General features: G+C 75.0%; 12 protein-coding genes. 6 read left to right on the top strand and 6 right to left on the bottom strand.

Translation table 11 applies throughout. The features are described from left to right. Nucleotides 1–25: 25 nt before the first annotated feature. The 4 genes from AB0B02_RS04430 to AB0B02_RS04415 are packed head-to-tail and all read left to right on the top strand — an operon-like array spanning nucleotide 26 to nucleotide 5,002. Nucleotides 26–2,737 carry an FtsX-like permease family protein gene (locus tag AB0B02_RS04430; RefSeq protein WP_357296718.1) on the top strand — a complete coding sequence of 904 codons (2,712 nt, stop codon included), beginning with the start codon at nucleotides 26–28 and terminating at the stop codon, nucleotides 2,735–2,737. Nucleotide 2,738: 1 nt separating this feature from the next. After that, a complete protein-coding gene (locus tag AB0B02_RS04425; protein ID WP_357296717.1) occupies nucleotides 2,739–3,773 on the top strand; it encodes an ABC transporter ATP-binding protein in 1,035 nt (344 codons plus the stop codon). Continuing rightward, nucleotides 3,770–4,483: an ABC transporter ATP-binding protein gene (locus AB0B02_RS04420; RefSeq protein ID WP_281935263.1), complete on the top strand. Its 714-nt coding sequence runs from the start codon at nucleotides 3,770–3,772 to the stop codon at nucleotides 4,481–4,483. Before AB0B02_RS04425 ends, AB0B02_RS04420 begins: the two co-directional genes overlap by 4 nt. A gap of 51 nt (nucleotides 4,484–4,534) precedes the next feature. Beyond that, nucleotides 4,535–5,002, top strand: a complete 468-nt coding sequence (locus tag AB0B02_RS04415; protein ID WP_281935261.1) for a hypothetical protein — start codon at nucleotides 4,535–4,537, stop codon at nucleotides 5,000–5,002. Between the two features lie 373 nt (nucleotides 5,003–5,375). On the opposite strand, the gene AB0B02_RS04410 is transcribed toward AB0B02_RS04415, so the two are convergent. From AB0B02_RS04410 to AB0B02_RS04400, 3 genes are all read right to left on the bottom strand, one after another. Then, on the bottom strand, nucleotides 5,376–5,597 hold the full coding sequence (locus AB0B02_RS04410) for a hypothetical protein (RefSeq protein WP_357296714.1): 222 nt from the start codon (nucleotides 5,595–5,597) through the stop codon (nucleotides 5,376–5,378). 44 nt (nucleotides 5,598–5,641) lie between these two features. Then, entirely contained in the window at nucleotides 5,642–5,911 is a 270-nt protein-coding gene (locus AB0B02_RS04405; RefSeq protein WP_357296713.1) for a hypothetical protein, read from the bottom strand. A gap of 82 nt (nucleotides 5,912–5,993) precedes the next feature. Then, nucleotides 5,994–6,446, bottom strand: coding sequence for a GNAT family N-acetyltransferase (locus AB0B02_RS04400; RefSeq protein WP_357296711.1), 453 nt, complete (start codon nucleotides 6,444–6,446; stop codon nucleotides 5,994–5,996). A 51-nt stretch (nucleotides 6,447–6,497) separates the two neighbouring features. Here AB0B02_RS04400 and AB0B02_RS04395 point away from each other — a divergent pair, with 51 nt between their 5' ends. Next, the gene (locus AB0B02_RS04395; protein ID WP_357296709.1) at nucleotides 6,498–6,980 is read left to right on the top strand and encodes a potassium channel family protein; all 483 of its coding nucleotides are present in this window, start codon (nucleotides 6,498–6,500) and stop codon (nucleotides 6,978–6,980) included. Nucleotides 6,981–6,990: 10 nt separating this feature from the next. Here the strand turns inward: AB0B02_RS04395 and AB0B02_RS04390 are convergent, their stop codons facing one another. Further along, entirely contained in the window at nucleotides 6,991–8,139 is a 1,149-nt protein-coding gene (locus AB0B02_RS04390) for a helix-turn-helix domain-containing protein (protein ID WP_357296708.1), read from the bottom strand. Nucleotides 8,140–8,307: 168 nt separating this feature from the next. Between AB0B02_RS04390 and AB0B02_RS04385 the strand changes: the two genes are divergently transcribed. After that, nucleotides 8,308–9,579, top strand: coding sequence for a YncE family protein (locus tag AB0B02_RS04385; protein ID WP_281935247.1), 1,272 nt, complete (start codon nucleotides 8,308–8,310; stop codon nucleotides 9,577–9,579). 15 nt (nucleotides 9,580–9,594) lie between these two features. Here the strand turns inward: AB0B02_RS04385 and AB0B02_RS04380 are convergent, their stop codons facing one another. Continuing rightward, nucleotides 9,595–11,205, bottom strand: coding sequence for an alpha/beta hydrolase (locus AB0B02_RS04380; RefSeq protein WP_357296706.1), 1,611 nt, complete (start codon nucleotides 11,203–11,205; stop codon nucleotides 9,595–9,597). A 19-nt stretch (nucleotides 11,206–11,224) separates the two neighbouring features. Beyond that, nucleotides 11,225–12,337 carry an ATP-dependent DNA ligase gene (locus AB0B02_RS04375; RefSeq protein WP_281935243.1) on the bottom strand — a complete coding sequence of 371 codons (1,113 nt, stop codon included), beginning with the start codon at nucleotides 12,335–12,337 and terminating at the stop codon, nucleotides 11,225–11,227. Nucleotides 12,338–12,462 lie beyond the last annotated feature (125 nt).

Genomic DNA, 12,462 nt, shown 5'->3' with positions numbered 1-12,462 from the left:
CAGTCGCGAATGAAGGTGAGCACCGATGAGGCTGCCAGGCGCCGCCGGGCGGGTCCGGGCGTACGGGGGGCAGTTCCTGCTGCTCGCCGTGCTGACCGCGGTGACCGCGCTGCTGATCACCGGCGTGCCGCGGGTCGCCGACCGGCTCACCGGCCAGGGGCTCACCGAGTACGTGGCCGGGCAGCCGGCGGCCCGGCGCGACGTCACGTACGCCACCGCGCCGACCACGTTCACGACCGGCGACCAGGTCGCCGCGCAGGCGCCCCAGCTCGCCGCGATCGAGGACCGGATGCCGGACGCGGTCCGGGACGTCATCGGGCAACGCTGGTACGTCACGCAGGCCGTGCCGGGTCGGCTGCGCGGCCCGACGCTCTCCACCGACAAGGGGCTGATCGACCTCGTCCTGCGCGGCGGCACCGGGCTGCGCGAGGCGGCCACGCTGACCGGCGGGCGGTGGCCGGAACGCGGCGTCACCGAGGCCGGCGCGATCGAGGTGGCACTCGCGGAAGCGGTGGCCACCGGACTGGGCGTCAGGCCCGGCGACCGGTTCCGCCTGTCGCTGCTCGACCCGAGCGGCGCCCCGCTCGAGTCCCGCCCGATCGAGCTGGTCGGCGTGTGGCGGCCGAACGACCCGGGCCACGGGGTCTGGGACGCGCTGCCGTCGATGCTGCGGCTCACCCCGCCCGAGGGCGACGGCGACCCGTTCGTGGCGGTCGCCTACACGGCCGACGCCGGGGTGGATGCCGCCGCCGCGGTCGGATGGCCGGTGAGCTTCGGTTGGCGGTACCGGATCGCCCCGGACCGGCTCGCCGCCGGCCGGCTCGACGCGCTGATCGCCGGCATCGACGGGCTGGAGCGGACCCGGCCCGCCTCGGTCACGCTGACCCAGGGCGTGGACGTTCCGCTGCGCCGCTTCGCCGCCTCGCTCGCCGCCGCCCGTACGCTGCTGGCGGTCATCGCCGCCGGCCTGCTCGCCACGCTGGCCGGGCTCGCCCTGCTGGCCGCCCGGCTCGCCGCGCGTCGCCGCCGGGCCGAGTTCCACCTGATCCGGGCACGCGGCGGCTCGACCGGCGACGTGCTGCGTCGCGGCCTGGCCGAGTCCGCCCTGGTGCTGCCGGCGGCGGCCGGAATCGGCTGGCTGCTCGCCGGCCTGCTGCCCGGCGCCGGCGCGTCGGCGCGGTGGGTACTGGTCGCCGCGGTGCTGGCCACCCTGCTTCCGCCGCTGGCGGCGCTCGCGGTGGGCCGTCGGGTCGCCGGCCGCGCCGACCTCGGTGGCCGGTCGCCGGCGCTGCGGCTGACCGTCGAGGTGGCGGTGCTCGGGGTCGCCGTGCTCGGGGCGTTCCTGCTGCGTCGGCGAGGGCTCACGCCGGGATCGGTGGATCCGCTGCTGGTCTCCGTGCCGGTGCTGCTGGCGGTGGCCGCGGCGGTGCTGGCGCTGCGCGCGTACCCATGGCCGTTGCGGCTGCTCAGCCGCGTGACGGCGCGGGCGCGCGGCAGCGTCGCGTTCCTCGGCACCGCCCGCGCCGGCCGGGCCGCCAGCACCGGACCGCTGGTCGTGGTGGTGCTGGCGGTCGCCACCGCCGCGTTCTGCGGGGTGGTGGCCACCGGCATCGAGGCCGGCCGGGACACCGCCGCCGCCCGCGCCGTCCCCGGCGACCTGCTGGTCGACGGCGAGCGGTTCGCGCCGGACACCGCCGGTGAGTTGGCCGCGCTGCCCGGCGTCCGCGCGGTGGCCCCGCTGCTGACCGTGCGGGCCCAGCGCCCGTACGTCGACCGGGCCGGCCGGCCGGCCCCGATCCGGGAGCTGCGGGTGCTGATGGTCGACGGCGACCGGTTCGCCGAGGTGGCCCGACGCGCCGGCGTACCCGTGCGCGTGCCCGGCCCGCTGCTCGGCGGCGGCAGCACCCCACTGCCGGCGTTGGTGTCCCCGACGGTCGCCGCGGAGCTGGCCGGGGCGGGGCTGGCGGACGCTGAGGGACGCCGTCCCGCCTGGCTGGACGTGCAGGGCAACCGGCTGCCGCTGCGCGTCGCCGCCACCGTCGACGGGTTCGCGCTCGTCGACCGCGAGGCGACCCGGTTCGTGGTGCTGCCCTGGCCGAGCCTGCCGGCGGACGCCCCGCACCCGCTCGCCCCCACCGGCTTCGTGCTGGCCGGGCCCGGCGCGGACCGGGCCGAGGTGAACCGGGTGGCGACCGAGGGGCAGCGCCGCTACCTGCGGATCGGAACGGTGGAGAACGGGGACCGGGCCCGCCCGCCGCAGGTGACCACCCGCGCCGACGTCCGCGCCGAGCTGGGCGGCAGCGGCGTGAACGGGTTGCTGGTGTTCGGGTTCGTGCTCGGCGCCGGCGGCGGCGCGGTGCTGGGCCTGCTCGGGCTCGCGTTCGCGGTGCTCGCCGGCGCGCGGTCCCGGGGGCAGGTGCTGTCCCGGCTGCGCACCATGGGCCTGTCCCGCCGGCAGTGGCGCGGCCTGTTGCTGGTCGAGCTGACGCCGCTGGTGCTGGTGTCGGTGCTCACCGGGGCGGTGGTCGGCGCGCTGCTGCCGCTGCTGCTCACCCCGGTGCTCGGACTGCCCGCGTTCACCGGCGGGGTGACCGTGCGTCCGGCGTTCGAACCCGGCCTGGTGGCCGGGGTGTCCGCCCTGGCCCTGCTGGCCCTCGGCTTCGCGATCACCGTGGAGGCCGTGAACAACCGCCGGATGCGCCTCGGTGAGGTGCTGCGGCTCGGAGAGGAGAGCTGAGATGACCGCGACCGCCTCCGGCTCGGCGCGTCCGGCGCCGCGCCACGATCCCGGACCGCCGATGGCCGTGCCGGACCTGGCCGCCCTGCAACAGCGTGCCGCGGAGCGCGCCGCCGAACGGGCCGGCGGACGGGACCGGCTGCGCGGGCACATCGTCTGCGACGGGCTGGTGCGCATCTTCAAGACCGAGGGCGTCGAGGTGGTCGCACTCCAGGGCCTCGACCTGGTCATCGACCGCGGCGAGCTGGTCGCGATCGTGGGCGCCTCCGGCTCCGGCAAGTCCACCCTGCTCAACATCCTGTCCGGGTTGGACACCCCGACCGCCGGTATCGCCCGGGTCGCCGAGTACGACCTGCTCGCCCTCTCCAACCGGAAGCGGCTGGCGTACCGGCGGGAGATGGTCGGCTTCATCTGGCAGCAGACCGGCCGCAACCTGCTGCCGTACCTGACCGCGGTGGAGAACGTGGAGTTGCCGATGCGGCTGGCCCGGCGGCCGGGCGGCCGGCGGGACCGGCGGGAGCGGGCCCGCCGGCTGCTCGACCTGGTCGGGGTCGGCTACTGCGCGGACCGTCGGCCGGGTCAGATGAGCGGCGGCGAGCAGCAGCGGTGCGCGGTGGCCGTGGCGGTGGCCAACGACCCGGAGATCCTCTTCGCCGACGAGCCGACCGGCGAGCTGGACGAGGCGACCGGCGCGGAGGTCTTCGCCGCGCTGCGCACCATCAATGCCGAGCTGGGGGTGACCATCGTCGTGGTCACCCACGACCACGCCGTGTCCGGCCAGGTCCGCCGGACCGTCGCCATCCGCGACGGCCGGACCGCCTCCGAGGTACGCCGGACCGCGCGGGTCACCGCCGACGGCGGCACCGAGCTGGTCAGCGAGGAGTACGCGGTGCTCGACCGGACCGGCCGGATGCAGTTGCCGGCGCCGTTCGTGGAGGCGCTGGCCCTGCGCGACCGGGTCCGGCTGGACCTGGAACCCGACCACGTCGAGGTCCGCCCCGGCGACCGGACGTACGCCGAGGAGAACGAGCGATGACCGACCAGGCTGTGGTGCTGCCGGCGACGCCGGTCGAGGACGTGGTCCGGGTCGAGGGGGTGAGCCGTACCTTCGGCCGGGGGGAGCACGCCGTGCACGCCGTACGGGACGTCTCGCTCACCGCCGGCCGGGGGGAGCTGGTCGCCGTGCGCGGCCGGTCCGGGGCCGGCAAGACCACGCTGCTGAACCTGATCGGTGGTCTGGACCGGCCGGACGCCGGCCGGATCGAGGTGGCCGGGCACGACGTGACGTCGGCGGGGGAGCGGGAACTGCTGGCGCTGCGCCGGGGCACCGTCGGTTTCGTCTTCCAGACGTTCGGTCTGGTGCCGATCCTGTCCGCGGCGGAGAACGTCGGGGTGCCGCTGCGGCTGGCCAAGGTGCCGGCGGCGGAGCGGGAGCAGCGGGTGGCGGTGCTGCTGGAACTGGTCGGGCTGGGCGCGCACGCGGCGCAGCGCCCGTACGAGTTGTCCGGCGGCCAGCAGCAGCGGGTGGCGGTGGCCCGGGCGTTGGCGAACGAGCCGGACCTGCTCATCGCCGACGAGCCGACCGGTCAGCTCGACTCCGAGACCGGGCGTTCGATCATGGACCTGATCCGTGCCGTGGTGCACGCCCGGGGCATGACCGCGCTGGTCGCCACGCACGATCCGGCGTTGATCGAGCTGGCCGACCGAACCCTGGTCCTGCGCGACGGCCACCTGCTCACCGACTGACCCGCGCCGTTCGCTAGCAGTCTCTCCTACTTCTGAAGTAGTGTTGATGTCATGTCCATGCCGTTGGAGTCCGTGCCGTTCTCCGAACTGCTGCGTCAGCCGGCGGAAACGGCCGAGCGGTTGTCCCGCGCCCGCGCGCTGCGGTTGCGTCGCCGAGACGCCGCCGACCTGGTGCTGATGTCCGCCGACCGTGCGGCTGCCGAGGGTGAGGTGGTAGACCTGACCGCCCGGCTGCTGGCCAGCCTGGTCCGCCGTGACCCTGGTCTGGTACGTGAGGCGCTGCCCACCGTGCTGCCTTGGGTGCGATTCCTGCCCACGGAGGATGCCCATCAGATGGCCGACGAGTTCATCGCCACGGCGGAGGCCGCCGCCGCGGTGGGCAACACCGCCGCGCTGTCTCAGCTGCTCACCGAGTGGCGGCACACCGCCGAGGTTCATGGCGACCCCGACCTGCACCGGGTCCTGACCACGCCGAGCGACGACGACTTCGGGCCGGTCACGCGTCCCACCGGCGAGTGAGCGCGAAGCGAGGCGATCGGGCCGCGCCACCGCCCCGCCCTGGCGGCTACGCTCTGCGATTCGCCACCAACGACGCGGCCAAGGGCTGGGAGGAACTGTGCCGCCAAGCGGCGGCCAACACACGCGCCGCATTCGACGCCATCGAAGCTGACCCCTGCCCTGCGCCACCGACCAGCCGCCAGCACCCTCTCAAAGGCGCCCTCGCCGTCGGCGTGCACCGCCACGAGACGCTGCCGCAATGGCAGTACGAGGTCACCGCCGGTGGTCGCATCTGGTATCTGGTCGATCACGACACCCGCACCTGCTGGATCAGACATGCCGGCACCGGGCACCCTAGGGCCACCGACTAGCAGCCGTCCGGTGCGAGCCTGACCTACCCGCCCGATCGGCGGCGGTGGTAGGCCCAGGTGACGGCCAGCAGCAGCGGGCCCCAGAGCACCAGCGGGGCGTAGCAGCCGGCCAGGAGCGCGAAACCACCGGTCGGCAACCCCAGGTCGTTGCCGTGCACCAGCGCGCCCCACATCGCGTACCCCCAGATCACGGTGAGCACGACGGCGCCGGCGGTGGCGGCGGCGACCGCGAACGGCGGCGGCACCCGCCGGCCACCGATCCACGGGAGCCGGTGGGGAACACCTCGCCCTACGGGCGGACCAGGCCCAGCGCGAGGAGCGCCAACCCCTCCGAGACGAGGCTGAGCGCGACGATGTAGACGCTCTCGCCGAACCCGGGCCGGATCGGGACGCCGGCCACCATGGCGCCGATCGGCAGGCCGGCCACCAGCGCGATCCGCCACAACCCGGACGGGAGCACGACGAGCGGGATCAGGTGGGCGGCGCGGACCGCCCACCGTGGCGGCGGGCGGCCGTCGTGGGGGTGGACGGCAGGCGGGGACAGCGTGTCGGCGGGCATCGGACCTCCTCAGCGGTGGATGCCCCAAGCCTGGTCGGCGGCCGGCCGCGCGGCCTCCCCCGCCGGCGGGAGCCGGGACCCCCTACAGCGCCAGCTTCATCCCCTCGTGGCTGGCCACGAAGCCCAGGTCGCGGTAGAAGCGGTGGGCGTCGGCGCGCCGCTTGTCGGTGGTGAGCTGCACCAGCGCGCAGCCCCGCTCGCGGGCCCGGTCGATCGCCCAGCGCATCATCGTCCGGCCCAACCCCCGGCCGCGCCGGTCGGAGCGGACCCGCACGGATTCGATCAGCGCACGCTCCGCGCCGTGCCGGCCCAACCCCGGGATGTACGTGAGCTGGAAGCAGCCGACCAGCTCACCACCGTCGTCGGCGACGATCAGGTGGTTGCGCGGGTCGGCGGCCAGGTCGGCGAACGCCCGCTCGTACGCCGCGTCGACGTCGGGCCGGTCGCGGGTGCGGCCCAGCACGTCGTCGGCGAGCAGGGCCAGCACGTCGGGCAGGTCGGCGCGGACCGCCTCCCGGAAGATCACCTCGGTCATCCGACCAGCCTGGCACAACGGCGGGTGGCGATGGCCGGGCAGCATGACGCCATGGACCTTCTGCTGCTGCCGTTCCGCTGGATCTACCGGGGGCTGGTCTGGTTCGCCAACTCGCCCCGGACGCTGATCACCTCGTACCTGCTGATGATCGTGGTGGCCGGCGTGCTCTACAGCCAGGCCGAGCAGAAGGGCGCCGCCGACTCGGTCTGGTGGGCGGTGGTGACCGCGTCCACGGTCGGGTACGGCGACATCTCCCCGACCACGTTCGCCGGCCGGTTCCTCGCCGCGCTGCTCATCTCCACCATGGTGCTGCTGGTCATCCCGCTGATCACCGCGCACTTCGCCAGCCGGCTGATCGTCGACGACGACGCGTTCGAACACGCCGAGCAGGAGGAGCTGAAGGCCGACGTCCGGCGGCTGCGGGCGCTGGTGGAGGAGATGGCCGCCCGGCAGGGCGTCGTGGTGCCCGAACCGCCCCGCCCGACGCCCGAGACCGGGTCCGGCGGGCCCCGGGTCCGGCGCCGCCGCCGGTGAGGCCGGTGGGTCAGCACCCGTCCAGCCAGCTTCGCAGCGCCCACCACCAGTGCACGGTCTGCGGCACCGTGCACCGCGCGCCCTCCTCGACCGGCGGCCCGCCGGTCACCTCCCGGAGCCGGCGCAGCCGGTACCGCACCGTGTTCGGGTGCACGTGCAGCGCCGCCGCGGTCTGGTCCAGCCGCTGGCCGTGATCCAGCCAGGCGAGCGCCGTGGTGGCCAGCTCGCGGTGGAACTCGTCGGCCGGGTCGAGCGCGCCGAGCAACGCGTCCCGCAGCAGCTCGGCCAGCGCCGGCTGGGCGGCCAGCGCGGTCTCCCCGGCCAGGTCCGTCACCCGACGCAGGCCGCGTAGCCGGCGACGGGTCGCGGTGCGCAGCGCCGCCAGGCAGAGCGCGTACATGGTCGGGGCCCGCGCCAGCGGTTGCGCGGGCGCCGCCAGCGCCAGCAGGCCGGCCGGGGCGGCGTCGGGCAGCCGGGGGAGCAGCCCGGCAAGCCGGTCCTCGACGGTGCCGACCAGGCCGCCGTGCCGGGTGAGCTGCCGGTGCAGGGTGAGCGACCGCACCGGGTCGGGATGCGCGGTGACCAGGCAGTGGTAGCGCCCGTCCGGCCGTAACCCGAAGCGGGCCAGCTCGGCCGGGGCCGCGCCGGCCGGACCGTCGAGCAGCAGCCGGCGCAGCAGTCGCGCCCGGACCGTCGCGCCGGTGCCGGCCAGTTCCCGCTCGGCGGCGCGGTGCCCGTCCACCACCGCCCGCTCCACCGCGGCGGCGTACCGGCCGATGACGAGCAGCCCCTCCAGCAGCACCTGGTCCGGGATGCCGGCGGCCCGGCCGTGCCGGACCACCAGCTCCACCGCCCGGTCCCGGCCGGCCTGGACGCCGCGCAGCAGGCCCGCGACGGAGATGCCCTGCGCCGCCCGGTCCGCGCCCAGCCGGCGGGCCTCGGTGAAGTCCCGCCCGGCCGGATCCTCGTGCCGTTCCAGCGCGCCGAGCCCGCTGGTCAGCAGCAGGACCACCTGCCGGCGGACCTCGCCGGCCGGCAGGCGGGCCACCTCCGGGGAGTCCGCGCGGGCGGCCCTGGCCACCTCCTCCACGGCGGCCGCGTCGCCGGCCAGGTCGCGCAGCAGCGCGCCGAACGTGGGGGCGTCTCCGGTCCGGGTCATCGGTGCCCGCTTCCCGTTGTCGTCGCGGCACAACCGGGCCGGTCGGGCGTTGGCGTCCGGTTCCTAGCCGCCGTGGCCGGCCGGTTGCTCTCCTGGTTGTTACCGCAAGGTAACACCGATCGAGCCACCGAGAAACGTCGATGTCCCACCGGCCGTCAGGAGGCGTCCATGACCCCCGTGCCACCCCGCCCGTCCCGATCCCGCCGCCGCGCCGGCCTCGCCGCGCTGGCCGCGCTCGCGCTCGCCCTGCCGACTCCGCTGGCCGCCACGCCCACGCCCGCCGCCGCGGCCGTCGCGCTCCAGGAGGTGATGTTCGTCGGCAACAACTGGGACGGCACCGCCGACGTCATCCGCTCCCGCGGCGACTACGCGAAGCTCGGCCGGATCAACGTGATCCCGGACCGGGAGGCACGGCTGCGCGAGATCTACCTCAACCCGATCAAGCTGGCCTACTTCCTCGGCATCCGGCAGGGGCCGGGGGAGGGGCACGACCAGTTCGTCGACGACATGTACACCACACCGGACGGCACCGCGCTCGTCGCGTCCCGGCCCAGCTTCGCCGACGTGGTCTCGATCGACCTCGCCACCGGCGCGGTCCGCTGGCGGTTCCCGGTCTCCGGCTACCGCGCCGACCACATGGCCGTGTCGCCGGACGGCACCCGGGTCGCGGTCTCCGCCTCCACCTCGAACACGGTGCACGTGCTGGACATCCGCACCGGCCAGCAACTCGGCTCGTTCGGCACCGGCGACAAGCCACACGAGAACATCTTCACCCGCGACAATCGACTGTGGAACATGTCCATCGGCGAGGTCAACACCGACCTGGACGCGCCCTGGCTCGACTGGACCAAGGGCGACCGCCGGATCACCGTCGCCGACGCCACCACCTACCAGGTGGTCAAGGTGATCGACATGCGGGAGCGGCTGGACGCCGCCGGCCGCCGCGACCTCTCCGACGCGGTCCGCCCGGCGGTGTTCACCCCGGACGGCAGCCGGCTCTACTTCCAGGTGTCCTTCTTCAACGGCCTGGTCGAGTACGACGTGGCCGCCGACCGGATCACCCGGGTCGCCACGCTGCCGAAGAACCCGGCCACCAGTGAGGACCGCACCACCTGGGTGAACGACTCCCGGCACCACGGGCTGTCGGTCAGCCCGGACGGCTCGCGGCTCTGCGTCGCCGGCACCATGGACGACTACGCGACGGTGGTGGACCGGGCCACGCTGCTGCCGGGGACGCTGGTGCCGGCCAGCAAGCCGTACTGGGCCACGGTCAGCGGGGACGGCCGGGACTGCGTGATCTCCGAATCCGGCGCCGACCAGGTCACCGCCATCAACTTCGCCACCGGGCAGAAGGTGGCAAGCGTCGGAGTCGGCGACCACCCGCAGCGGGTCCGCATCGGGCACCTGCCGGCCGACTGGACGCCCCCGGCTGCCGGCTGACCGGCCGCCGCACCGTCACCGGGCGGGGCAGCGCAGCCCCTCCCGGGGGACGGTGAGCGAGATCAGGTACGCGTCGACGGCCGCGTTCACGCACGCGGTCTGCGGGTACGCGGTGTGCCCCTCGCCCTCCCAGGTGAGCACCCGGCCGACGCCCAGCATCGAGGCCAGCGCCCCGGTCTGCTCGTACGGCGTGGCCGGGTCGCCTGTGGTGCCGACCACCAGGATCGGCGGCGCGCCGACCGCCCGCCCGGTCGGGTACGGGTCCCGCCCGCCCGGCCACTCCACGCAGCCGAGCATCCCCACCGCCAACGCCGGGCCGAACAGCGGATATTTCTGCCGCCACTGCGACTGCAACGACCGGACCTGCTCCCGGGTCGGCTTCTCGGTCTCGTCGGCGCAGTTCACCGCCAGGTTGGCGTCGAACAGGTTGGAGTAGCGCCCGTCGTCCTCGCGACCGGCGTACGCGTCGGCGAGCTTGAACACGCCCGCCGGGTCGCCGCCCTGGAGGTCGTCGATCGCGCGGGCCAGCTCCTGCCAGCCCTGCTCGGTGTAGAGCGACGAGATCACCGCGTAGAAGACCCAGCCGGCAGTGGCCTCCCGGCCGCCCGCGCCGCGGACCGGGGAGGCGTTGGCCTTGTCGATCGCGGCGGTGACCGCGCCGCGGGCGTCCGGCGCGATCGGGCAGCGGCCGGCGTTCGCCGCGCACCACGCGGAGAAGTTGTCGAACGCCCGCTCGAAGCCCTTGGCCTGGCTCTCCGAGCCGGCGACGAGCTGCTGCCGGGGGTCGACCGCGCCGTCGAGCACCAGCGCGCGCACCCGCTGCGGGTAGAGCTGGGCGTAGGTCGCGCCGAGCAGCGTGCCGTAGGAGTAGCCGAGGTAGCTCAACTTCTCGTCGCCGACCGCCGCGCGCACCGCGTCCATGTCCCGCGCGGCCTGCTCGGTGCCGTAGAGCGGGAGCTGGTCGCCGTACTTCGCGCCGCACCGCTGACCGATGCGCCGGTTGAGGTCGACGAAGCCGTCGAACGACGCCTGGCTCTCCGGGTCGGGGTCGTAGCCGAAGCTGGCGTCCAGGTCGGCGTCCGGAATGCACCTCACCGGGCTGGACCGGGCCACCCCGCGCGGGTCGAAGCCGACGATGTCGAACCGTTCGGTGACCGCCGTCGGCAGCCCGCCGAACGCCGGGCCGAAGGAGAGGTAGACGGCGGTGTCCACGCCGGACGCCCCGGGGCCGCCCGGATTGACCACCAGTGACCCGATCCGGTCGCGCTGCTTGGTGGACCGGGCCCGGATCAGCGCGATCTCGAACGTCTCGCCGGTGCCCGGCCCGGCGGTCGCGCCGGTGGCCGCCCCGGCGCCCCAGTTGCGGGGCACCGCGATCCGGGTGCACTCGTAGCGCATGTCAGGCGCGCCCCGGCCGACCAGCTCACCCGGCACCTCGGGGCAGGCCCGCCAGGTGGGCGCGCTGCCCGGCGGGGCCGCCTCGACCGCGCCCCCGTTCTCGGTGCGCGGCGCGAACGCCGGCAGCGTGCAACCGGCGGTGAGCACCAGCGCCGCGACGAACGCGGCCAGCGCGGGCCGGACCCGGCGGGGCCGGTCGGGGAGACGGGTCACGTGGACGCCTTCCATGATCGGGTCGACCGCCAGGCTACGCCCGGCCGCGGGTGTCGCTCACCGTCGCCGCCGGATCGCCGCGCAGCACCTCGTCGACGTCGTAGCGGATCGGGCGGTCGAGCTGGCCGTACCCGCACGAGCGGGGATCCCGGTCGGGACGCCAGCGGAGGAACCGGGCGGTGTGCCGCAGCCGGTCGCCCTCCATCGCGTCGTAGGCGACCTCGACCACCAGCTCGGGGCGCAACGGCTCCCACTCCAGGTTCTTGCCGCCGGTCCACCGGCTCACCCCACCGGGGATGCGCTGGCCCCGCTCGTGGTCGCCGTGCGCCCACGGGTGCTCGTCGCCGACCTCGCGGTAGGGCTCCAGCTCGTCGAGCAGCTCCTTGCGCCGGGCCATGGTGAACGAGGAGCTGACGCCGATGTGGTGCAGCACCCCGTCGTCGTCGTAGAGCCCCAGCAGCAGCGAGCCGACCACCGGGCCGGACTTGTGCCAGCGGAAACCGGCCACCACCGCGTCCGCGGTGCGGGCGTGCTTGACCTTGAACATCAACCGCTTGCCCGGCTCGTACGGCAGGTCGGCCGGTTTGACGATGAGCCCGTCCAGGCCGGCGCCCTCGAACACCTCGAACCAGCGCCGGGCCGTTGCCGGGTCGGTGGTCACCTGCGTCACGTGCACCGGCGGCCGGACCCCGGCCAGGGCCTGCTCCAGCCGCTCCCGGCGCTGCGGGTAGGGCCGGTCGGTGAGCAGCTCGTCGTCGAGCGCCAGCAGGTCGAACGCGACGAAGTCGGCGGGCGTGGTCTCGGCCAGCATGGTCACCCGGGACTTGGCCGGATGGATCCGCTGGGCCAGCAGCTCGAAGTCGAGCCGCGGCTGCCCGTCGGGACCGTCCCGGCGGATCACGATCAGCTCGCCGTCGATCGCGCACCGGCGCGGGAGCTGGCGGCGTGCCTGCTCGACCACCTCGGGGAAGTAGCGGGTCATCGACTTGCCGCCGCGACTGGCCAGCTCGACCTCGTCGCCATCGCGGAAGACGATGCAGCGGAAGCCGTCCCACTTCGGCTCGTAGGTCAGGCCGGGATCGGTGGGCAGTTCGGCCAGGCTCTTGGCGAGCATCGGCTCGACCGGCGGGTTGATCGGCAGGTCCACGGCGACCAGTCAACCAGACCCCGCCGACACCCGTGAGCCATCTCACCGCCGCCCCGGGTGCGGCGTGTCCCGCCGCGAGCCCTTCGTCACCCGCGACCGGATGGCGAAACCGCAGGTCAGAGCTA

The sequence above is a fragment of the Micromonospora sp. NPDC049240 genome (assembly GCF_040647835.1).
Taxonomy (GTDB): Bacteria; Actinomycetota; Actinomycetes; order Mycobacteriales; family Micromonosporaceae; genus Micromonospora.
The sequence above is the reverse complement of the archived record's forward strand: the minus strand, read 5'-3'. Positions and strand labels throughout refer to the sequence as shown.

Excerpts from the sequence above, each read along its gene's own strand:
- AB0B02_RS04430 (WP_357296718.1), top strand. The coding sequence starts at position 26 with ATGAGGCTGCCAGGCGCCGCCGGGCGGGTCCGGGCGTACGGGGGGCAG.
- AB0B02_RS04425 (WP_357296717.1), top strand. The coding sequence starts at position 2,739 with ATGACCGCGACCGCCTCCGGCTCGGCGCGTCCGGCGCCGCGCCACGAT.
- AB0B02_RS04420 (WP_281935263.1), top strand. The coding sequence starts at position 3,770 with ATGACCGACCAGGCTGTGGTGCTGCCGGCGACGCCGGTCGAGGACGTG.
- AB0B02_RS04415 (WP_281935261.1), top strand. The coding sequence starts at position 4,535 with ATGTCCATGCCGTTGGAGTCCGTGCCGTTCTCCGAACTGCTGCGTCAG.
- AB0B02_RS04405 (WP_357296713.1), bottom strand. The coding sequence starts at position 5,911 with ATGCCCGCCGACACGCTGTCCCCGCCTGCCGTCCACCCCCACGACGGC.
- AB0B02_RS04400 (WP_357296711.1), bottom strand. The coding sequence starts at position 6,446 with ATGACCGAGGTGATCTTCCGGGAGGCGGTCCGCGCCGACCTGCCCGAC.
- AB0B02_RS04395 (WP_357296709.1), top strand. The coding sequence starts at position 6,498 with ATGGACCTTCTGCTGCTGCCGTTCCGCTGGATCTACCGGGGGCTGGTC.
- AB0B02_RS04390 (WP_357296708.1), bottom strand. The coding sequence starts at position 8,139 with ATGACCCGGACCGGAGACGCCCCCACGTTCGGCGCGCTGCTGCGCGAC.
- AB0B02_RS04385 (WP_281935247.1), top strand. The coding sequence starts at position 8,308 with ATGACCCCCGTGCCACCCCGCCCGTCCCGATCCCGCCGCCGCGCCGGC.
- AB0B02_RS04380 (WP_357296706.1), bottom strand. The coding sequence starts at position 11,205 with ATGGAAGGCGTCCACGTGACCCGTCTCCCCGACCGGCCCCGCCGGGTC.